General features: G+C 72.5%; 19 protein-coding genes and 1 pseudogene. 10 read left to right on the forward strand and 10 right to left on the reverse strand.

Going from position 1 to position 18,773, the window contains the following annotated elements; translation table 11 throughout:
- From ACWDEN_RS11140 to ACWDEN_RS11170, 7 genes and pseudogenes are all read right to left on the reverse strand, one after another.
- A pseudogene (locus ACWDEN_RS11140) lies at nt 1-431 on the reverse strand (LCP family protein); the annotation flags it as partial.
- A 227-nt stretch (nt 432-658) separates the two neighbouring features.
- Nucleotides 659-931: a hypothetical protein gene (locus ACWDEN_RS11145; RefSeq protein WP_450858467.1), complete on the reverse strand. Its 273-nt coding sequence runs from the start codon at nt 929-931 to the stop codon at nt 659-661.
- A 93-nt stretch (nt 932-1,024) separates the two neighbouring features.
- Complete coding sequence (locus ACWDEN_RS11150; protein WP_450858469.1) at nt 1,025-1,717, reverse strand: lytic transglycosylase domain-containing protein; 693 nt, start codon at nt 1,715-1,717, stop codon at nt 1,025-1,027.
- Nucleotides 1,714-4,359 (reverse strand): magnesium-translocating P-type ATPase, encoded by a 2,646-nt coding sequence (gene mgtA / locus ACWDEN_RS11155; protein ID WP_450858471.1) that lies wholly within the window; start codon nt 4,357-4,359, stop codon nt 1,714-1,716. The genes ACWDEN_RS11150 and mgtA overlap by 4 nt, the downstream gene beginning before the upstream one ends.
- Nucleotides 4,352-4,714: an ArsR/SmtB family transcription factor gene (locus ACWDEN_RS11160; protein ID WP_069779703.1), complete on the reverse strand. Its 363-nt coding sequence runs from the start codon at nt 4,712-4,714 to the stop codon at nt 4,352-4,354. Before ACWDEN_RS11160 ends, mgtA begins: the two co-directional genes overlap by 8 nt.
- 163 nt (nt 4,715-4,877) lie before the next feature.
- Nucleotides 4,878-5,438, reverse strand: a complete 561-nt coding sequence (locus ACWDEN_RS11165; protein WP_450858664.1) for a phosphate ABC transporter ATP-binding protein — start codon at nt 5,436-5,438, stop codon at nt 4,878-4,880.
- Nucleotides 5,439-5,480: 42 nt separating this feature from the next.
- Complete coding sequence (locus tag ACWDEN_RS11170) at nt 5,481-6,134, reverse strand: TetR/AcrR family transcriptional regulator (RefSeq protein ID WP_450858473.1); 654 nt, start codon at nt 6,132-6,134, stop codon at nt 5,481-5,483.
- A 109-nt stretch (nt 6,135-6,243) separates the two neighbouring features.
- Here ACWDEN_RS11170 and ACWDEN_RS11175 point away from each other — a divergent pair, with 109 nt between their 5' ends.
- From ACWDEN_RS11175 to ACWDEN_RS11185, 3 genes are read left to right on the forward strand one after another with little or no spacing between them, the layout of a single operon-like run.
- On the forward strand, nt 6,244-6,702 hold the full coding sequence (locus ACWDEN_RS11175; RefSeq protein ID WP_450858475.1) for a cupin domain-containing protein: 459 nt from the start codon (nt 6,244-6,246) through the stop codon (nt 6,700-6,702).
- Between the two features lie 49 nt (nt 6,703-6,751).
- Entirely contained in the window at nt 6,752-7,570 is an 819-nt protein-coding gene (locus ACWDEN_RS11180) for an alpha/beta fold hydrolase (protein WP_450858477.1), read from the forward strand.
- 14 nt (nt 7,571-7,584) lie between these two features.
- Entirely contained in the window at nt 7,585-9,006 is a 1,422-nt protein-coding gene (locus ACWDEN_RS11185; RefSeq protein ID WP_450858479.1) for a DHA2 family efflux MFS transporter permease subunit, read from the forward strand.
- A gap of 91 nt (nt 9,007-9,097) precedes the next feature.
- Here the strand turns inward: ACWDEN_RS11185 and ACWDEN_RS11190 are convergent, their stop codons facing one another.
- The 3 genes from ACWDEN_RS11190 to ACWDEN_RS11200 are packed head-to-tail and all read right to left on the reverse strand — an operon-like array spanning nt 9,098 to nt 11,492.
- On the reverse strand, nt 9,098-9,283 hold the full coding sequence (locus ACWDEN_RS11190) for a hypothetical protein (protein ID WP_351209663.1): 186 nt from the start codon (nt 9,281-9,283) through the stop codon (nt 9,098-9,100).
- Nucleotides 9,280-10,191 (reverse strand): class I SAM-dependent methyltransferase, encoded by a 912-nt coding sequence (locus tag ACWDEN_RS11195; protein WP_351618904.1) that lies wholly within the window; start codon nt 10,189-10,191, stop codon nt 9,280-9,282. The genes ACWDEN_RS11190 and ACWDEN_RS11195 overlap by 4 nt, the downstream gene beginning before the upstream one ends.
- Complete coding sequence (locus tag ACWDEN_RS11200; protein WP_450858482.1) at nt 10,188-11,492, reverse strand: cytochrome P450; 1,305 nt, start codon at nt 11,490-11,492, stop codon at nt 10,188-10,190. The genes ACWDEN_RS11195 and ACWDEN_RS11200 overlap by 4 nt, the downstream gene beginning before the upstream one ends.
- 445 nt (nt 11,493-11,937) lie before the next feature.
- Here ACWDEN_RS11200 and ACWDEN_RS11205 point away from each other — a divergent pair, with 445 nt between their 5' ends.
- The 7 genes from ACWDEN_RS11205 (at nt 11,938) to ACWDEN_RS11235 (ending at nt 18,739) form a co-directional block, all read left to right on the forward strand.
- Entirely contained in the window at nt 11,938-12,306 is a 369-nt protein-coding gene (locus ACWDEN_RS11205; RefSeq protein ID WP_351618910.1) for a hypothetical protein, read from the forward strand.
- Nucleotides 12,307-12,346: 40 nt separating this feature from the next.
- Entirely contained in the window at nt 12,347-13,375 is a 1,029-nt protein-coding gene (locus ACWDEN_RS11210) for an ABC transporter ATP-binding protein (protein ID WP_450858484.1), read from the forward strand.
- Nucleotides 13,376-13,443: 68 nt separating this feature from the next.
- Complete coding sequence (locus tag ACWDEN_RS11215) at nt 13,444-14,259, forward strand: ABC transporter permease (RefSeq protein ID WP_351618916.1); 816 nt, start codon at nt 13,444-13,446, stop codon at nt 14,257-14,259.
- 184 nt (nt 14,260-14,443) lie between these two features.
- Nucleotides 14,444-15,718 carry a cytochrome P450 gene (locus ACWDEN_RS11220; protein WP_450858487.1) on the forward strand — a complete coding sequence of 425 codons (1,275 nt, stop codon included), beginning with the start codon at nt 14,444-14,446 and terminating at the stop codon, nt 15,716-15,718.
- On the forward strand, nt 15,718-16,968 hold the full coding sequence (locus tag ACWDEN_RS11225; protein WP_450858489.1) for a flavin monoamine oxidase family protein: 1,251 nt from the start codon (nt 15,718-15,720) through the stop codon (nt 16,966-16,968). Before ACWDEN_RS11220 ends, ACWDEN_RS11225 begins: the two co-directional genes overlap by 1 nt.
- A gap of 2 nt (nt 16,969-16,970) precedes the next feature.
- The gene (locus ACWDEN_RS11230; RefSeq protein ID WP_450858491.1) at nt 16,971-17,972 is read left to right on the forward strand and encodes a Rieske 2Fe-2S domain-containing protein; all 1,002 of its coding nucleotides are present in this window, start codon (nt 16,971-16,973) and stop codon (nt 17,970-17,972) included.
- The gene (locus tag ACWDEN_RS11235; RefSeq protein WP_450858493.1) at nt 17,969-18,739 is read left to right on the forward strand and encodes an alpha/beta fold hydrolase; all 771 of its coding nucleotides are present in this window, start codon (nt 17,969-17,971) and stop codon (nt 18,737-18,739) included. The genes ACWDEN_RS11230 and ACWDEN_RS11235 overlap by 4 nt, the downstream gene beginning before the upstream one ends.
- Nucleotides 18,740-18,773: the final 34 nt, after the last annotated feature.

Here is an 18,773-nt window from a genome sequence, read left to right on the forward strand (position 1 = left end):
CCGCCGAGCCGGCAGTCGGCCTGACTGGTACGGCCGTCCGAGCCCATGACCAGGATGTTGATCGGGGTACGGCCGAAGGCGTCGGCCTTCTCGGTGCCGCCCTTGCCGTCGAGCGCGACGCTGTTGATGTTGCCGTTCAGGTGCTGGTAGAACCACCAGCCCGCACCGGCGGTGATGACGATCAACACGGACAAGGTGATCGCGGCGATCTTGAGCACCCGTCGGACACGCCCGACGGGATGTGCGCGGCGCCGCGACCGGCTTGCGCCCCGGGACCGGGTTCCACCGCGAGACCGGGAAGCCGCCCGGGCCGCGGCCCGGCCGCCCGGTGGGCGCGTGCCCTCCGCCTCGGACGTACGCTGTCCGGGCACCCGGGTGGTGGTGCGGCTGCGCGTGGCCTGGCCGGCCGGGCCGTCCCACGGGTCGCTCATCTTCCACTCCCATGTACGGTCGGGCTCGTCAGGCCGGGCCATCAGGGGTACGGCCGGGCATGCGCGGCTGGGTACGGACAGGCGAGGGTGGACCCCACCTCGATTGCGTAGTTGCGCAATCTAACAAACCCGTGGCGCGGGTTGTACAGGTCCTTACGTATCTCACGGGCGACGGGTCTCATGAGCGGGTGGACCGGCGCTCCCACGCCCGGTCGGACCCGGCTGCCTCAGTGGTCGTTCCTTCCGTACCGCGCGATGATCCACGCGGCGCCGCGTTCCGCCAGGGCTCGCCGCCGTCCCCGGCGCGAGCGCTGACCGGCGGGGCGTGGCGGCGGAGCCTGCGTCGGCATGGCCGCCACAGCCGCCAGACGGCCGGCGGCGCGGGCCAGCTCCGCCTGCAACCCCCGACGCCGCTCGGAGGAACCGGCTCTCAATAACGCCGCGTAGAGCCCTTCGACCTCGGCCAGGGCCGCCCCCAGCCGCATGTTCGCATCACGCACTCGCCGAATGTCACCGCGCGGCATGAACACCCTTCCTCCCCCGATCACGGGGTTTTACCCCCGCTGACTGCGATTATTGCGCAACCCGGCAACTCAGCCTGCGTCGACGGCCCTTCCCGCTTTCGCCCAGTTCTGGTGCAACTGGTCCAGATATGACCGGGCCCGACTGCCCAGGGTGGCGCCGCGGGCGAAAGCGAGCATGTTGCCCGCACCGGCGTTGTACCCGAGCGCCAGGAGGTCGTTCTTCGTGTAGGAAACCGGCCAGTGCGCGGGCAGTTCGGCTGCCAGGTCGTGCAGGTACCAGGCTTCGGCTTCGATCGCCAGGTCGCGGTCGTCGGGCAGTTCCTCCCAGCGGCGGCCGGCGAAATCCCGGCCTCTCCTGACCTCGTCGAAGGTGGCGCGGTGCATGTCGGCGATGCCGAAGGCGGCGTCGGGCTTGTACTTCTGCCAGGCCCGCTCGAAGGACGGATCGTGCGGTTTGTACGACTCGTTGTAGAGGATCGCCATCACCAACTGCGCGCTGACGCCCGCCTGGCGGGCCCGGGCGCGAACCTGGGAAGCGTGGTCGGCGGGGTCGTACGAAGAGGAGACCGACGTCGACGGGGAGGAAACGGACGGGCTGACAGACGGGGTTGGCCCGGTGGACGACGCCTTGCCCTGAGGCGGGGTGGTGTCGCCCTGAGGGGTGCCGGCGGCACGGACGATGACGTACAGCGCCAAGGCGAAGACCACCAAAGGCAGCCACCGCTTGCGCCTCGGTGCCCCGTGTGCCGTGGGATCGCTCATGGCGTGCGTGCCCTGGCCACCAGGAGGGCGGCGGCGTACAAGGCCAGGACCACACCGAGCAGGAGGTAATAGGCGGTCGGCAGTGCGGCGAGGCCGACCAGCGGGCCGAGCGGTGAAGGCGGCAGCACCAGGCCGATGACGGACAGGGCGATCGCGGCCCAGCCGACCGGGCCCGGCCTGCGGCTCTGCGCGCCCTGCCGGCCGGCCCGGAGCAGCACCATCACCAGGGCCTGGGTGAGCAGGTTCTCGGTGAACCAGCCGGAGTGGAACACCGCCTCGTCGCCGCCCGTGCCAAGCCCGTGCAGGGTGAAGGCGAGCACGGCGAAGGTGGCGAGGTCGGCCACGGCGTTGAGCACTCCGAACCCCGTGATGAAGCGCAGGAGGTCACCGGGGCGCAGCACGGTCGGCCGACGCAGCGCCGGCGGGTGCGGACGGTCGTGGGCAAAGCTGAGCTGGGCCGCGTCGAAGCAGAGGTTCTGGGTGAGGACCTGGGCGGGGAGCATCGGCAGGAAGGGCAGCAGCAGGCCCGCCGAGAGCATCGCGATCACGTTGCCGAGGTTGGAGGACAGCGTGACCCTCAGGTAGGTGGCGATGTTGCCGCCCGCATGCCTGCCCGTGTCGATGGCATGGGTGATGGCGGTGAGGTCCTTCTCGGCGAGCACCACGTCCGCGCCCTCGCGGGCCACGTCGGCGGCGCCCTGCGGAGCGATGCCGACGTCGGCGGCGCGCAGGGCGGGCAGGTCGTTGACGCCGTCGCCGAGGAAGCCGACGGTGTGCCCGGCGCTGCGCAGTGCCTGGGTGATCCGGGCCTTGTGGTCGGGGGTGCAGCGGGCGAAGACGGCCGTACGGGCGACCAGGGCGGTCAGTTCGGCGTCGGTGAGGGTGTCGATGGCGTCGGCGGTCACAACGGCGTCCTCGGGGGCCGGGACACCGAGGTCGCGGCAGGCCCGGGCGGCCGTGCCGGGGTGGTCGCCGGTCAGGACCTTGACGGTGACTCCTTGCCCGGTGAGGACCTTCAGCGCCTCGGCGGCGGTGGGCGCGAGCGCGTCCCGCAGGGTGACCAGGCCACGGAAGGTGAGGCCGCGTTCGTCGGCCTGTGTGTAGCCGCGGGTGCGGGCCGGGCGTTCGGCGGTGGCGACGGCCAGGATGCGCAGCCCCTCGCCGGCCTGCCGGGCGGCGAGGTCGCGCAGCCGTGCGCGTTCCTCGTCCGGGAGGGCGCAGCGTGCCAGGACGGCTTCGGGGTCTCCCTTGGCGACCAGGGTGTGCGTGCCGAGGCGGCCGGGGGTGCGGACGACTGCGGTGGCGAGGCGGCGGGCCGGGTCGAAGGGGATGGCGGCGATGCCCTCGTACGCGAGGAGGTCGTCCTCGTCGACCGCGTCCAGGACCGCCTCGTCCAGGGCGTCGGGCTCGGGCAGGTCGGCGAGTTGCAGGGTCCACCAGGCGTTGACGGCGGCCCAGTGCAGGACGTCGGGGTCGTCCCGGCCGTCCGGGCCGAGGCTGCGGTCGACGACGGGCTGGTCCTGGGTGAGCGTGCCGGTCTTGTCCAGGCACAGCACGTCGGCAGCGCCGATGTCGTACAGGGCGGGGAGCCGTCTTACGATCACCCCGTGGGTCCGGGCCAGCAGTGAGGCTCCGCGGGACAGGCAGGTGGTGACGAGGACCGGCAGCATCTCCGGGGTCAGCCCCACTGCCACCGCGACCGCGAACGGCAGGGTCTCCAGGCCGCGTCCGCGCAACGCCGCGTTGGCCATCAGCACCAGCGGCGGTGTCAGCAGCATGAACCGGATCAGGATCCAGGAGACGCCGTGGACGGAACGGTCGAAGGCGCTCGGCTCCGGCCGGCCTGTCGTACGGCCGTGCGCGGCGCCGAACCGGGTCTCCGCACCGGTCGCGGTGACGACCGCCGTGGCACTGCCGGAGGCGATGCTGCTGCCCTGGAAACACCACTGCGGCTGATCGAACGGTCCGCTCCCGCTGCCCGCAGGCGCGTCGTCGGTGTGCTTCGCGACGGGCGCCGACTCTCCCGTGAGCGCGGACTGGTGCACGGTCAGGCCGCTCGTGCGCAGCAGGCGTACGTCCGCCGGCACGAGGTCACCGGGCCCGAGGCGAATCACGTCGCCGACCACGAGTTCGTCCACGGGGATCTCGCGAGAGGTGGGTACCGCGTCCTCGTCGGCGCGCCGCAGCACGGTCACGGTGGTGGCGACCAGCTGACGCAATGCGGCCGTGGACCGGTCGGCCCGGTGCTCGCCCGTCGCGCGCAGCCCGCAGCTGACCACGACGAGGGAGAGGATCACCGAGGCGGTGCCCCAGGCGAGGACGGCCGCCGAGACCAACCCGAGGCAGAGCAGGACCGCGGTGAAGGGATCGCGCAGGCTGCGCACGAACAGTCGGGGCCAGGAGGCCACGCCCCGAGCCGGAACCGTGTTCCCGCCGAACCGGGCCAGGCGCGCCTCGGCCTCGGCCTCCGTCAAGCCGCGCGGACCGCTGTCCAGCCGGCGCAGCACCTCCAGCAGCGTCGGCGCGGAGGTTCCCGGACCCGGCGCCCCGAGTACCCCGGAGCCTGCAGCTCCTACCGCGGATACAGCCACCGGAACGGTCGGGTCGGCGTCCCGGTCCGAGGCCGCGGTGGTCTCAGCCACTGGTCCCGTGCAGGAGCCGTACCGGCGCGGAAACCTGGTGAGAACGTGCCGTCAGCTGCCCGATCATCACTCGCACGAGCGTCACGACGTCCGGGTCGTCGATGTAGTAGACCTGCCGCCGGCCCTCACGGCGAGAGCGCACGAGCCCGGCGAGCTTCAGCTTCGCCAGGTGCTGGCTGACGGCGGGCAGTGCCCCGCCCACCCGGTCGGCGAGGTGCGTGACGTCACTCTCCCCCTGCGACAGCGCCCACATCAGGTGGAGCCTGACGGACGAGGCGAGCAGCCCGAAGGCGCCGGCAGCAGCCGCCAGCACGTCGGCCGACGGGTCCTCGAAGCCACCGACGTTGTCCGTCACAGTCCTGTCCCCTCCCGCCCACACTTCACAGTCGACGTACATGCGCCCACACAGTGTAGGCGCCGGGTCCGGGCGGTCCCCCGCAATCGCAGTGCCCGGCCGGACGGCTGCCGACCGGGCTCACGGGGCTCGACGGGTCGGAGCACCGGTGCCGCAAAGCGGGTCAGCCGAAGCGGCCCTCGACGTAGTCCGCTGTGCGGGGGTCGGTGGGGGTGGAGAACATCGTGGTGGCGGGGCCGTGTTCCACGATGGCGCCGAGGGTGCCCTGTCGGGCGAGGAAGAAGGCGCACAGGTCGGAGATGCGGGCCGCCTGCTGCATGTTGTGGGTGACGATGACGATCGTCACCTCGTGGGCCGGCTCGCGGATCGTCTGCTCGATGCGGAGGGTGGAGGTGGGGTCCAGGGCGGAGCAGGGCTCGTCCATCAGCAGGACCTCGGGGCGTACGGCCAGGGAGCGGGCGATGCACAGGCGTTGCTGCCGGCCGCCGGAGAGTGCGCCGCCGGGCTGGCGGAGGCGGGAGCGGACCTCCTGCCACAGGGCCGCCTTCGTGAGGCACTCCTCGACGAGGTCGTCGCGGGCGTCGCCGTTCACGTGCGTGCCGGTGAGCTTCAGGCCCGAGGTGACGTTGTCGTAGATCGACATCGCGGGGAAGGGGTTCGGTTTCTGGAAGACCATGCCGATGCGGCGCCGGGTCTCGGTCAGACGGCGGCCCCGGGCGTAGATGTCCTCGCCGCCAGGACCGCTTCGCGGGCCTGCGTGCCCGGCTCACCCTCGCGGGGTCGTCCGCTGTGCGGCTTCGGTCAGCGTGGTCGCCGTGTGTACCGCGCTGGCGATGGCGTCGTCGGGGGCGAGGCCGCACAGGTCGGTGAGGGAGAAGAGGGCCTCGGCGCTGACGACCACGGCGAGGTCCCGCTTGAGCTGGGCGAGGGCTTCCGGATCCGTCGCCCCCAGCGTGTCCTCCAGGGGCTGGAGCGCGAGGTCGATCAAACCGAACCGGATACCCGGCCTGGCGGTCGCCGCCTCGGGGCGGGTGATGGTGGCCGCGATCATGGCGCGCACCGCTCCCTGCCGGAGGAGTACGCCGCGCAACAGGAACTCGCAGGCGTAGGCGACCCGTTCGACGGGGTCGGTGGAGTCCGCGACCGGAGCGAGGGCCTCGGCGGGGGGCGGCCAGGCGCCGGCCAGGGCCTCGCTGATCAGCGAGGGGAGGTCGGGGAAGTATCGGTAGGCGGTGGCCTCGGAGACCAGGGCCGCGCGCGCGATCGCGGGCATGGTCACCTCGCCGCCCGTGCCGATGAGTTCACGGGCGGCTTCGACGATCGCCGCGCGCGTGCGCCTCTTCTGATTGCTGCGGCCGGTGCCTGTGTCCGCCTGCGTCGCCACCCGGTACGCCCCCTCTCCCCTTTCGCGTCCGTCCATCCGCCGTCAGTTTATCACTGCCTGCTCTCGTCGTGAGAGTTCACTTGCATAACGAGACACCGCCCTCTAATCTCCTTCATGAGAGCTGACTCTCACGAAGGAGATGGCGATGACCGAGGTTTCCGTGGTCGGCCCCGACGACGGCGAGACGATCCGTCTGGGTCCGGCGCAGATCCGCATCCTCGAGGACGGCAGCACCACCGGGCACCGTCTCGGCATCGGCGAGATCACCCTCGCCCCGCACAGCGCAGGGCCCCCGCAGCACCGCCACGCCCAGCACGACGAGGGCTTCTACGTGGTCTCCGGCACCGTGCACTTCACCGTCGGGGAGACGACCCACGTCGCGCCGGCCGGCACCCTCGCGATGATCCCGCCCGGCGCCCCGCACACCTTCGCCAACCCCGGCGACGAGCCGGCGGTGATGCTCAACACCTTCACGCCCGACCTGTACGTGCAGTACTTCCGCGACCTGCGGGACATGATCGCCGGCGGCCGGGAGCTGACCCCGCAGGCGACCGTCCAGGTGATGAGCCGGTACGCCACCGAGCCGGCGACCGACTACGCGTGACGGCCCGCGTCAGCAACCCCTGCCACCAGAAACCGACTTGGAGACGTCCATGACCAGCACCGCCCGCACGATCACCCTCACCCTCGACTCCGGCGACGTCGACGTGAACTTCACCGTCGACGAGCGGGGCAAGGGACACCCCTTCCTGCTCCTGCACGGCGGGGGCGGCCCGCAGACCGTCACCGGGTTCGCCGCGCTCCTCGCCGAGCAGCGGCCCGCGCGGGTCATCACCCCGGTCCACCCCGGCTTCGGCGGCACCGCCCGGCCCGACTGGCTGACCGACGTGCCCACCCTCGCCCAGATCTACGGACGGCTGCTGGACGAACTCGGCCTGCAGGACGTCACCGTCGTCGGCAACTCCATAGGCGGCTGGATCGCCGCCGAAATCGCCCTGCTCGGCAGTGACCGGATCAGCAGCGTCGTCCTCGTCAACGCCGCCGGCATCCAGGTCCCCGGCCACCCGGTCGCCGACCCCTTCACCCTGACGCCCGCCGAACTGTCCGCCCTGGCCTTCCACGACCCCGCGAAGTTCGCCGTGGACCCGAGCACGTTCTCCGAGGCGCAGCTGGCCGCAGCGGCCGCCAACCGGGCCGCGCTGCAGGTCTATTCGGGCCCGCACGCCATGGCCGACCCCACCCTGCGCGAGCGCCTGGCCAAGGTCACGTCCCCGGTCCTCGTGGCGTGGGGCGGGAGCGACCAGGTCGTCGACACCGCGTACGGACGTGCGTACGCCGCCGCCGTCCCCGGAGCCCGGTTCGAGCTGCTCCCCCGCACCGGTCACATGCCCCAGATCGAGACCCCGGGGCAACTCCTCCCCGTGGTCTGGGACTTCGCCGACACGCACGCCACCCGTCGGCCCACCGACTGAGCGCGGGAGCCCACGTGCCCGATCCCGTACCGGGGCGGCGCGCCTCCGTCCTGGCCGTCTGCTGCCTGAGCGTGCTGCTGGTCAGTCTCGACGTCACCATCCTCAACGTCGCACTCCCCTCGATGCAGCGGTCCCTGCAGTCCTCCGTCTCCGGCCTGCAGTGGACGCTCGACGCGTACACCATCGTCCTGGCCTCGCTGCTGACCCTGGCCGGTGCCACCGCCGACCGCGTCGGACGGCGGCGCGTCTTCCAGCTCGGTCTCGTGCTGTTCACCGGTGGCTCGGCCCTGTGCAGTCTGGCGCCCACGACGGGCTGGCTCGTCGTCTTCCGTATGGTGCAGGCGGTGGGCGGCAGCATGCTCACCCCCGTCGCCATGGCCATCCTCGTCAACACCTTCACCGCACCACGGGAGCGGGCACGGGCCATCGGCGTCTGGGGCACCGTGGTCGGCCTGAGCATGGCGGCCGGGCCGGTTCTCGGCGGGGTCCTGGTCGAGTCGGCCGGATGGCGGTCGGTGTTCTGGCTGAACGTGCCGATCGGGCTGGCCGCGCTGACGCTCGCCGCGCTGTTCGTCCCGGAGTCCCGCGCCCCGGCCGCCCGACGCGCCGACCCCGTCGGCCAGCTGCTGGTGATCGTCCTGCTCGGCACGCTGACGTACGCCATCATCGAGGCGCCCGGCCAGGGCTGGACCGCGCCGCCGATCGTGACCTGCCTGGTCGTGGCAGCGGGCACGCTGGCCGCCTTCGTACCGTACGAGAACCGGCGCGCCGAACCGCTGATCGAGCCGCGGCTCTTCCGCAGCGCACCCTTCAGCGGGGCCACCGCGACAGCGGTCCTCGCCTTCGGCGCGCTCGGCGGCTTTCTGTTCGCCAACACCCTCTATCTGCAACGGGTGGTGGGGCTGAGTGCCCTGGGCACCGGGCTGCACCTGCTGCCGATGGCGGTGCTGACCCTGGTGTGCCCGCCGCTGTCCGGGCGGATCGTGGGCAGCCGCGGTCCACGGATTCCCCTGCTGCTCGCGGGGGCCGGCATCGCCGCCAGCGGTGTACTGGCCGTCGCCGTCACCCGCTCCGCCCACCCCCCGGGCATCCTGCTGTACGTCACGTACGCGCTGTTCGGTCTCGGCTTCGGCTTCGTCAACGCGCCGATCACCTACACGGCGGTGTCCGGCATGCCGCGCGCCCGGGCCGGGGTCGCCGCCGCGGTCGCCGCGACCAGCCGTCAGGTCGGATCCTCGCTCGGCATCGCGGTGATCGGCGCCGCGGTCGCCTCCGGCGCGCGGCCCACGGCCTGGTGGATCATCGCCGGGTGCGGGGCGGCCATCCTGGTCCTGGGCACCGTCACCTCCGGCCGCTGGGCCGCCGCCACCGCGGAACGTGCCGCCGCCGTGCTGGGGCCCAACCCGCCGCGCGCCGCGGCGGACACCGCGGGGTGACCGCCGGCGGATCCTGATCCGCAGACTGCCGAGGTCCGCGGCCCGGTGGGGCGGCCGGGGTGCGTGCGCCCCGGCCGCATCACCGCCCCGCTCAGTAGCGGGGCTTGCGGGTCAGGGCGATGCCGCCGAGCAGGAAGGCGACGCCGAGGACACCGGCGACGATGGCCGAGGTGGTGTCGGCCGGCTTGTGGCTGGCGTCCATGACGGCGGTGAGCAGGCCCGCCACGGCGCTGATGTAGCAGAAGATCGTGATGAAGATCTTCACGTTGGGGTTCACTTGGGTGCCTTTCGTTCGGTGGTGCGAGGGGTTTTCCCAGGGGTTTCCTGCGGACCGCGACATGCGGGAGCGGTCGCGGCGACGGTGAGACCGAGCAGCATCACCCAGGCGTCGGGATCCGCACGGAAGCGGTTCCAGCGATCCGAGGCGAGGGCGAGTTCGGTCAGGGAGAGGACGCCCTGGGCCACGAGGGGCTCCAGGCGCTGCGGGCCCAGTTGCGGGGCGAAGGCGTCCGTGGGGTGATCGTCGTTGGTGGTGGCGAACGGTCGCAGGACGACGTCCTCGAAGCCCGCCGCCCTCAGCAGCCGGGGCAGGCGGCGGCCGATCGCACGGTCCCCGCCCGCGGCACGTTGCGCGGCGGCCATCTTGGCGTGCACGCCGCCCAGTTCCGGGTAGGACGGGTCGGCGACGCCCCAGCAGGAGGAGTCGACCTCCGTGCAGGCGACCCGGCCGCCCGGCCGCAGCACCCGGCGTACCTCGGCCAGTACGGCGGCCGGGTCGGGCACGTGCTGGAGCACATAGCGCAGCAGGACGAAGTCGACGCTGTGGTCCTCCAGCGGCATGTCCGCGGCATCGGTGACCAGCAGGGTGACGCCGGGACCGGCGGCGTGGGCCAGGAGTTCGGCGTCGATGTCGGCGGCGACGAGCCTGGTGCCGCCCGGCAGCGCGGGGCGGAGCCGGCGGGTCACCGCGCCCGATCCCGCGCCGACTTCGAGCACGGTGGGGCGGGGACTGCCGGCGGTGGAGCAGATGCCGAGGTCGCGGAGGATGCGCAGTTCCTCGGCGAAGGAGAGTTCGGCCTGGGACTCCAGGCGGGCCAGCTCCGCCGGCAGTCCGCCGCCGGTGGTGCGGGCAGGGTCGTACGAGCCGCCCGGCGGGCGGACCGTTCCTGGGACGGGCGTGCTCATCGGGGCCTCGCGATCATCGTCATGCCGTGCTTCGGGCGCAGAGTGACCAGGGCCTCGGGCTCCACCTCGAACCCCCGGGCGGTCTCCAGCCGCACGGACTGGGCGAGAGTGGCGAGCACCAGCACCGCCTCGAGCAGGGCGAAGTGCTGACCGACGCAGATCCGGTCACCACCGCCGAACGGCAGGTAGAGGTGGCTCGGAAGCGAGGCACCGTCGAAGCGGTCCGGGCGGTACGCGTCGGGGGCGTCCCAGTACGCGGGGTGCCGGTGCAGCACCCACTGGCTGACACACACGAGCGTGCCGGGCTCGACGTGGTATCCGCCGATGACGTCGGCGCCCACCGCCCGGCGGGAGATCAGCCACACGGGCGGGTAGAGCCGCATCGCCTCCTTGACGGCCCGCTGGCAGACCGGCAGGTCGGCGAGGTCCTCGGCGGTGGGAGGACGGCCGCCGAGCACCCGGTCGACCTCCTCGCGGACCTTCGCCGCCTCGTGCGGGTGCCGGTCCAGGAGATGAAGCGTCCAGGTCAGGGACTTGGCGGTGGTCTCATGGCCGGCCATGACGATGGTCAGCACCTGGTCGCGCAGGTCCTCGTCGGAGACCAGGTGGCCGGCGGACATCATGGTGTCCAGCAGGTTCCCGGCATGGCCGGAACCGGGACCCGGGCCGGGCGCCGACGGCCCCGCCGCACGCCGTGAGGCGATCAGCGTGCGGGTCACCATGTCCAAAAAGCCCCGCGCGCGGCTGAAGTCGGCGAACCGGCGTGCGGTGTCCGCCGGGTCGGGGTCCGGGTCGGGCACGTAGTGGCCGATGCACCGGTTGACGGCGTCCACCGCGCGTCCGAAGCCCTCACCTATGCCGTCGAGGTCGGCGCCGAGGATGGCCCGGGTGAGAATGCCCAGCGTGAGCGCGGTGAGGTGATCGTCCACCGCGAGCGGGGTGCCGGACTCGATCGCCGGACGCCAGCGCTCCAGCATGCCGGAGGTGGCCTCGGTGACGATGCCGTCGAAGGTCCTGACCGAGCTGGGCCTGAAGGCCGGGGCGGTCAGATGGCGCTGGCGGGCCCAGTCGTCGCCGTTACTGGTCAGCAGCCCGTTTCCGAGCAGCGGACGCAGCATCGCGTCGTCCGGGGTGCCTTCCTTGGTGTAGTTGGCGCCGTTGTCCTTCAGTACATGACGGGCGTATTCAGGGGTGTTGAGCAGGTAGACGGTCTCGCCGTCGGCCCGGTGACGGGTGATCCCGCCGTAGGTGCGGGCCAGTTCGGTGATGAAGGCGAGCGGCGACTCCCGCATCACCGCCATGTCGATGTCCCCCGGCGGGCCCGGTGGAAGGGCCTCGCCCCGGGGGCCTGACCGCGGGACGCGCGGCGTCGTGTGCGTAGGCACGGTGCGGACCACCTCCGTGATTCCTCTCATGTCATGTCAGGTCAGGCAGAACCGGATCGAGTCGGCCTCGGCGGGCGTACGCGCATACGTATTCCGCGCACCATACGTACTCGGAATTCCCGAATACGTACTCGCCGATCGACGATACGCATTCGGATGCGTATTCCGATGCGTAATCCAATACGTATTCACGGCTTCACCCGACCCGGAATCTACCGCACCAGCCGAACGTGCTCAATACTTACCTCTGGAGCCGGAACTGACGTCTTGGCAGCCTTCCAGACGGCGTGCAATTGTTCATTCGCCGGCAGCGACAAGAAGGCGCCGCAGGCAAACCGGAACCGAGAAAAGGAAAAGTCTTATGGCTTTGGACCAGCGGAAGCGGGCCGAGTTCGTCAACGGCTACACCCGCGCCCTGATCAGCGCCTGGTCGAGCGAGGAGTACGCGGCCCGGCTCCAGTCGGACCCGCGTGCCGCGCTCGCCGAGGCCGGCCTGGAGCTCCCGGCCGACGCGGAGATCGTCATCGTCTCCACCGCCGCCGAGGGCGAGCAGGAGGGCAACCTCGAGGTGCAGGTGGAGCTCTACGAGATCGGTCTGGCGACCGGTCGCTACGAGTTCCACATTCCCCAGACCCCGCAGATCGACACCGCCGAGCTGAGCGAGGGCGACCTGTCGGACATCGCGGCCGGCGGCAACTCCTGCTGCTGCCCGTGCTGCTGCTGCACCTGATCCACCCGATCAATCTGATATCCACCCAGGAGCGATCCAAGTGGCAACTGCCGTCGGGGAGAACCCCGTCTCGGTCCGTGGTCTTCGCAAGAGTTACGGCGACTGGCACGCGGTGCGGGGACTGGATTTGGACATCCATCCGGGAGAAGTCTTCGCACTGCTCGGGCCCAATGGCGCGGGAAAGACGACGACCGTCGAGATCCTGGAAGGCGTCCGCCAGCGAACCGGCGGTGACGTCCGGGTCCTCGGCTGTGACCCAGCCGAGGACCGGCGGGGGTGGCGCGCACGCATCGGCGTGGTGCCCCAGAACACCGGCGCCTACGCGGACCTGACGGTACGCGAGGTCGTCGAGCACTTCGCGGCGTTCTATCCGGCGCCGCTCCCGGTCGGCCAGGTGATCGACATGGTCGGCCTGGGCAAGCACGAGAAGAAGCAGAGCACGGACCTGTCCGGAGGACAGGCCCGGCGCCTCGACGTCGCGGTGGGCATCGTCGGCGACCCGGACCTGATCTTCCTCGACGAGCCCACCACCGGGCTGGACCCGGTGGCCCGCCGGGAGGCCTGGGATCTGGTCCGGTACTTCTCCGAGCGCGGTACCACCACCGTGCTCACCACCCACTACCTCGACGAGGCCGAGGCGCTCGCCCAGCGCGCCGCGGTGATCGTCGCCGGCAAGGTCGTCCTGTCCGGATCCCTTGCCGAGTTCGGCGCCCGTTCGCAGACTCCGACCACGGTCTCCTTCCGGATTCCGCCGGAACTCACGGGACGCGCGCTGCCTGTACTGCCGCCGGGGGCGCAGACGCTCGCCGACAGCGGGGACGGCGTGCTGCGCATCGCCACGCACACTCCCACCGCGCTGCTGTCCGCACTGACCCCCTGGGCGCACGAGGCGGGCGTCGGGGAACTCCCCGAGCTGCGGGTGCACCGCCCCACGCTCGAGGACATCTACCTCGACCTGATCAGGGAGAACGTCAGCGGCACCGACCGCGGCACCGACACCCTCGGCCGCGCCGACGACGGCACCGACGACCTGACCGGCGACCGCACCAGCGAGGCGGGCATCCGATGACACTCACCGAACCCTCCACACCCTCTCCGGGCCGCATCGACCCGACCGTGCCGAAAGCGGAGCGTGCGATGGCCGAGTCCCCTCGGATGCCCGGCGTCTGGCGGGCCTCCGCGGCCCGTTCCAAGGTCGAGCTCAGGGCGTTCTTCCGCAACAAGCAGTCACTGGTCTTCACCCTGATGTTCCCGGTGATCCTGCTGGTCGTCTTCGGCTCGATCTTCTCCGGCAAGGTGGCGGGCACCCAGACCGACCTCAAGCAGGTCTTCATGGCCGGCATCGTCGCGGCCGGCGTGATGAGCACCGCCTTCTCCGGGCTCGCGATCAGCATCGCGATCGAACGGGACACCGGTACGGTGCGCCGGCTCGCGATGACGCCGATGCCGAAGTCCGCCTACTTCGTCGGCAAACTGGTGCGCGTGATCGTCACCACCGCGCTGGAGACGGCACTGCTGCTGGGCATCGCGCTGACCCTGTTCGGCCTTCCGCTGCCGAGCACGGGCGAACGCTGGGCGACCCTGGGCTGGGACCTCGCTCTCGGGACCGTCGCGTGCGCCATGGCCGGTGCGGCGTACTCGGCGCTGATCCCCAACAGCCGTTCCGCGGCGGCGATCGTGACGCCGGTCTTCATGGTGCTGCAGTTCATCTCGGGCGTCTTCTTCCCCTTCGGCCAGCTGCCGCGCTGGATGCAGACGGTGGCCGCGTTCTTCCCGGTCAAGTGGATGGCGCAGGGCTTCCGTTCGGTCTTCCTGCCGGACTCCTTCACCGTGGTGGAGCCGGCCGGCAGCTGGGAGCTGGGACGCACCGCGCTGGTCCTCGCGCTGTGGGCGCTGGGCGGCCTGGTGGTCACCGCCCTGACCTTCCGCTGGCGCGGGCCGCGGGTCCGCTGACGGACGGTCGAGGGCCTCTGGAACCCCGGGCCGCTGACGGCCTGGGGACCACTGACGACCAAGGGACCGCTGACCACTGAGGGCCACTGACGACCAAGGGACCGCTGACCACCGAGGGCCACTGACAACCGAGGGCCACGCGTCTACCGACCACCGGTCCGCCGACGATCCCAGGAGCAGGACCATGACCACGGCGCCGGTGCGCCTGCCGGAGCACCTCGACCACCCCTTCTCCCCCGCGGGGCGGACCAACCCCCATCCGGCGTACCGGTGGCTGCGGGAGAACGATCCGGTGCACTACGACGCCGCCTCCCGGTTCTGGCTGGTCACCGGGCACGCCGACTGCCAGACGGTGCTCCGGGACCCGCGGTTCTCGGCGGCCGGGGGGCAGCGGGAGCGTGCCCGTGACGACCAGCTCCCCCCGTCGATGCTCACCACCGACCCGCCGGACCACCACCGGCTGCGGGCCCCAGGGGCACTGCTCCTGGGGCCGTCCGCCGTCCGGTCCGTCGCCGGCGATCTGGCCCGCGATGTCGACGAGCTGCTCGACCGGCTCGCCCGGCGCCCGGGGGCCGAACGCCCGGACGCGGTCACCGACATCGGACGGCCGCTGGCCACCGCCGCCTTCGGGCGTCTCTTCGGGCTCGCGCCCGATGAGTACGCCCGCTTCGAGACCCTCGCCCGGGCCGCCTCCATCAACCTCGACCCGATGGTCCCGCCGGCCCGTGCCGCCCTCGGCCGGACCGCTGCCGCCGCCCTCACCCGCTATCTGGACGCGCACAGCGCCGCGTCGGCGCCGGGCGGCTGCGCCGCACCGCTCGCCGCGTTCGCGGCCGACGACCGGCTCACCAGACCGGAGATGCTCGGCGTCCTCAACCTGGCGGTGGTGGGCGGCTGGCAGCCGCTCGCCGAGCTGGTCGGCAACGCGCTGTGCACCCTCCTCCCCGACCGCGCCGCGGTGCGCCGGCTCGTCGCCGGGGACGACGCCGACGGGGAGACGGGCGACGGGGACGGAGAAGCGGCCCGCCGCGCCGTCGACGAGCTGCTCCGTCTCGAGGCGCCCATCCCCTTCACCGCCCGGGTCACCACCGACACCGTGGACCTGGCCGGCGGCACCCTCCCGCCCGGCGCGCGCGTCCTTGCGGTGATCTCCGCGGCCAACCGCGACCCGGCCGTCTTCACCGACCCCGACCGGCTGCGCGTCGACCGGCACCCCAACCCGCACCTCGCCTTCGGCGGCGGCCCGCACTTCTGCTTGGCCGCCCAGCTGGTACGGCAGGTGGGCGGCCTGCTGCTGCCGCGGCTGCTGCGCCGGTTCCCCGAGATGCGCGGCCCGGACGGTGCGCCCGACTGGGACCGCTGCCTGGTACCGCGGCGCCTGCGCGCCTTCCCCGTGGCCCTGGGCGTCCCGGGCCCGGACCCCCAGGGCCCCGGCACGGCAGAGGAGGACCACGGCTGATGCGAGCCGACGTCATCGTGGTGGGCGCCGGCGCCGCCGGCCTGGCCTGCGCCGGGCGCCTCCACCGGGAGGGGCTGAGCGTGGTCGTCCACGAGGCCCGGGACCGAGTGGGCGGCCGCATCCACACGTTCCACCCCGCCGACGGCGGGCCTCCGCTGGAGCTCGGCGCCCAGGTGGTGCACGGCGCGCGCAACCCGGTGCACTCACTGGTCGGCGCCGACCGGATGGTCACCGTGCCGCGCCGGATCACCGCCCGCGTCGTCGAGGACGGCGGCAACCAGGACATGGGCGTCCTGAGCAGCCATGGCCGTCGTCCCCCCTGGCTGCTGGAAGCCGGGCTGCACCGGGACCCGCACCCCGGGGGCCAGTCGGTCGGCGCCTGGCTGCGCGCCCGCGGCAGCGGGCACCTCGAGGCACGGGCGGCGCGAGAGTGGTTCCGACAGAACTGGGCCGCCGAACCGGACGAGTTGAGCGCCCGGGGCGTGTCGGGCGCCCACCGGGGCGACACCGGCGCCGGCGAGGGCGAGTTCGCCGTGCGGGGCGGATTCGACCGGCTTCCGCTGCTGCTCGCGCGGGGCCTGCGGATCAGTCCCGGCGATCCCGTACACGAGATCCGCTGCCTCCCCGGACGGGTCGAGGCCGCCACCGTGCGGGGTACGACCAGCGCCTTGGCCGCCGTGATCACCGTGCCGCCCCCGGTGGTGGCGCAGGGTCGGCTGCGCCTCGTCGGGCCCGGGTCCGCGGCACTCGACGCGAAGACCGCGGCCGCCGGCCGGATACCGCTCGGCGACGGGTACTGCGCGGTGGTGACCCTGACCCGCGCAGCGCCCGGCACCGCCATCACCTTCGACGCCGACGGCAGGGGCGGCTTCGTCCGCTGCTCCGCGGGCCGGCCGGAGGTGCTGTTCGTGGCGAAGGCCGGGGCGGCCGGCGCCCTGCGCGCCGCCGTGCGCAGTACCCCGGCGCTGTCGTCCCTGCTGGAGACCGTCATGCCCTGGACCGCGGGCGCCCGGGTGGCCGGCCTGACCACCGCGGACTGGGGTCGGGACCCCTGGACCTCCGGCGCGTTCACGGCCCCGCGCACCGGCTGCGAGGACGCCGTACGGCAATGGGCCGCGCCGGTGGACGACACCCTCTTCTTCGCCGGCGAGGCGACCGTCACCGGCAGCCGGCTGCCCTGGGTGCAAGGCGCCCTGGCGAGCGGTGAGCGGGCGGCGGAGGAACTGCTCAAGGTATTGGCGAATCGATGACCATGGAATCCACAACTGTGCACAACGGCTGGTATCTGCTGGCCTTCCGGTCCGAACTGACCGAGGAGATCACCCCGCTGGAGGTCGGCCACCGCCGCCTGATGGCCGTGCGGGAGGACGACCGGATCCGGGTCTTCGACGCCGTGTGCCCGCATCGCGGCGCGCATCTCGGGTACGGCGGCAAGCGCCAGGGCGACTGCGTGGTCTGCCCCTTCCACGGGAAGCGGATCGCCCTCGCGGACGCCTCCAAGCGCTGGTCCGTGGCCGAGCACACGGTGCTCGCCTGGGGCGAGGCCCTCTTCGTCCGGCTCACCGGCGACCCGGGCGGCGACCGCGGCTTCGAGCGGGCCGTGCAGGCATGGGAGACCACGTACCCGCTGGTCAAGGCCGTCACCCTGCCCGTCGCGGTGGCGTCCGAGTACGTCGTGGAGAACGCCTTCGACCCCGACCACTTCAAGGCCGTCCACGGGGTGCCCGGCACCCGGGGGATGGCGACACGGACGGGCGGCAGCGGGGAGCTCGTGATCGAGGGCGAGTTCCTGATGCAGACCTCGCCCTGGCAGGACGCCCGCCGGCTGGAGGAAGTGCGCTGGGAGGCGGTACGCACCGGGACGGTGCGCTGGGACTACAAGCCCCGTTTCCTGGCCCGCGCGTTCAGCCCGTCCGTGGTGGTCACCGAATTCGGGCCGCCGGAGGAGGTGCATGTCATCGTCACCGGCTCGGTGCCGACGGCCGGGGGCGGCTGCGTCGCCCGGGTCGCGATCGGCGTGCGCGGCGATCAGCGGTCCGCGCTGCCCGCACTGATCGCGGGCAGCGATAAGGCCCTCGGCGAGGACAAGGTGGTCTGGGAGCACCTGGACCCCCACGCGACCGCCGACTACGACGCCCGCGACACACCGGTACGCGCCTTCCGCATGTTCTGCACCGGCTTCGGCGACCTGGGCGGAGCGTCGGGCGAGGCGGGCGCGACCGACGAGGCCGGTGCGGCGGGGGCGGCGCGATGAACGAACTCCGTCTGCACCGTTCCGGCAGTGGACCCGCCGTGCTCTGGCTGCATGGTTACACCATGGACTCCACCGTGTGGCGGCCGCTGTGGGACCGGCTGCCCGGCTGGAGCCATATCGGCGTGGACCTGCCCGGCCACGGCGGCTCCGCCCCCGTCCCGGCCGGGCTGACGCTCACCGAACTGGCCGGGTGGCTCGCCGAGATCGCCGAGGACACCGGGGCCCGCCGGGTCGTCGCGCTGTCCTTCGGTTCGATGGCCGCCGTGCAGCTCGCCGTACAGCGGCCGCGACTGGTCGAGCGCCTGGTCGTGGCGGCCCCCACCCTGGCCGGTACGGCGAACGACGCGGCGGCGAAAGCGCGTTACCGCCAGCTGGCGATGCTGTACCGGATGACCGGTCCGGGGGAGCAGCTGGCCGACCTGTGGATGCAGTCGCCGCCCGACATCTTCAAGGGCACCGAGCGGCACCCGGAGGTACGGGCCGCGCTGCGGGCCGTCGTCGCCCGGCACAGCTGGGCGGAGCTCGGCAACGGCGCGATGGACGGCCTGACCGCCTGCCGTCACACCGAGGACGATCTGCGCCGGATCACCGCGCGCACCCTGGTGATCGTCGGTGACGACGACATGCCCGCGTTCGTCCGCAACGGCGAGCTGCTGCAGGCCGCGGTCCCGGACTGCCGGCTGCTGACCCTCCTGGAAGCCGGGCATCTGCCCCTCCTGGAGCGTCCCGCGGCGGTGGCCTCCCTGATCGCTTCGCATCTGGACTGAACGGGCGTGCGGACGGGGGGCAGGGCACGGCGCC

The sequence above is a fragment of the Streptomyces sp. NPDC001153 genome, from assembly GCF_053598315.1.

Excerpts from the sequence above, each read along its gene's own strand:
- ACWDEN_RS11150 (WP_450858469.1), bottom strand. The coding sequence starts at position 1,717 with ATGAGCGATCCCACGGCACACGGGGCACCGAGGCGCAAGCGGTGGCTG.
- ACWDEN_RS11170 (WP_450858473.1), bottom strand. The coding sequence starts at position 6,134 with ATGGACGGACGCGAAAGGGGAGAGGGGGCGTACCGGGTGGCGACGCAG.
- ACWDEN_RS11175 (WP_450858475.1), top strand. The coding sequence starts at position 6,244 with ATGACCGAGGTTTCCGTGGTCGGCCCCGACGACGGCGAGACGATCCGT.
- ACWDEN_RS11180 (WP_450858477.1), top strand. The coding sequence starts at position 6,752 with ATGACCAGCACCGCCCGCACGATCACCCTCACCCTCGACTCCGGCGAC.
- ACWDEN_RS11195 (WP_351618904.1), bottom strand. The coding sequence starts at position 10,191 with ATGAGCACGCCCGTCCCAGGAACGGTCCGCCCGCCGGGCGGCTCGTAC.
- ACWDEN_RS11200 (WP_450858482.1), bottom strand. The coding sequence starts at position 11,492 with ATGGCGGTGATGCGGGAGTCGCCGCTCGCCTTCATCACCGAACTGGCC.
- ACWDEN_RS11205 (WP_351618910.1), top strand. The coding sequence starts at position 11,938 with ATGGCTTTGGACCAGCGGAAGCGGGCCGAGTTCGTCAACGGCTACACC.
- ACWDEN_RS11215 (WP_351618916.1), top strand. The coding sequence starts at position 13,444 with ATGGCCGAGTCCCCTCGGATGCCCGGCGTCTGGCGGGCCTCCGCGGCC.
- ACWDEN_RS11220 (WP_450858487.1), top strand. The coding sequence starts at position 14,444 with ATGACCACGGCGCCGGTGCGCCTGCCGGAGCACCTCGACCACCCCTTC.
- ACWDEN_RS11225 (WP_450858489.1), top strand. The coding sequence starts at position 15,718 with ATGCGAGCCGACGTCATCGTGGTGGGCGCCGGCGCCGCCGGCCTGGCC.
- ACWDEN_RS11230 (WP_450858491.1), top strand. The coding sequence starts at position 16,971 with ATGGAATCCACAACTGTGCACAACGGCTGGTATCTGCTGGCCTTCCGG.
- ACWDEN_RS11235 (WP_450858493.1), top strand. The coding sequence starts at position 17,969 with ATGAACGAACTCCGTCTGCACCGTTCCGGCAGTGGACCCGCCGTGCTC.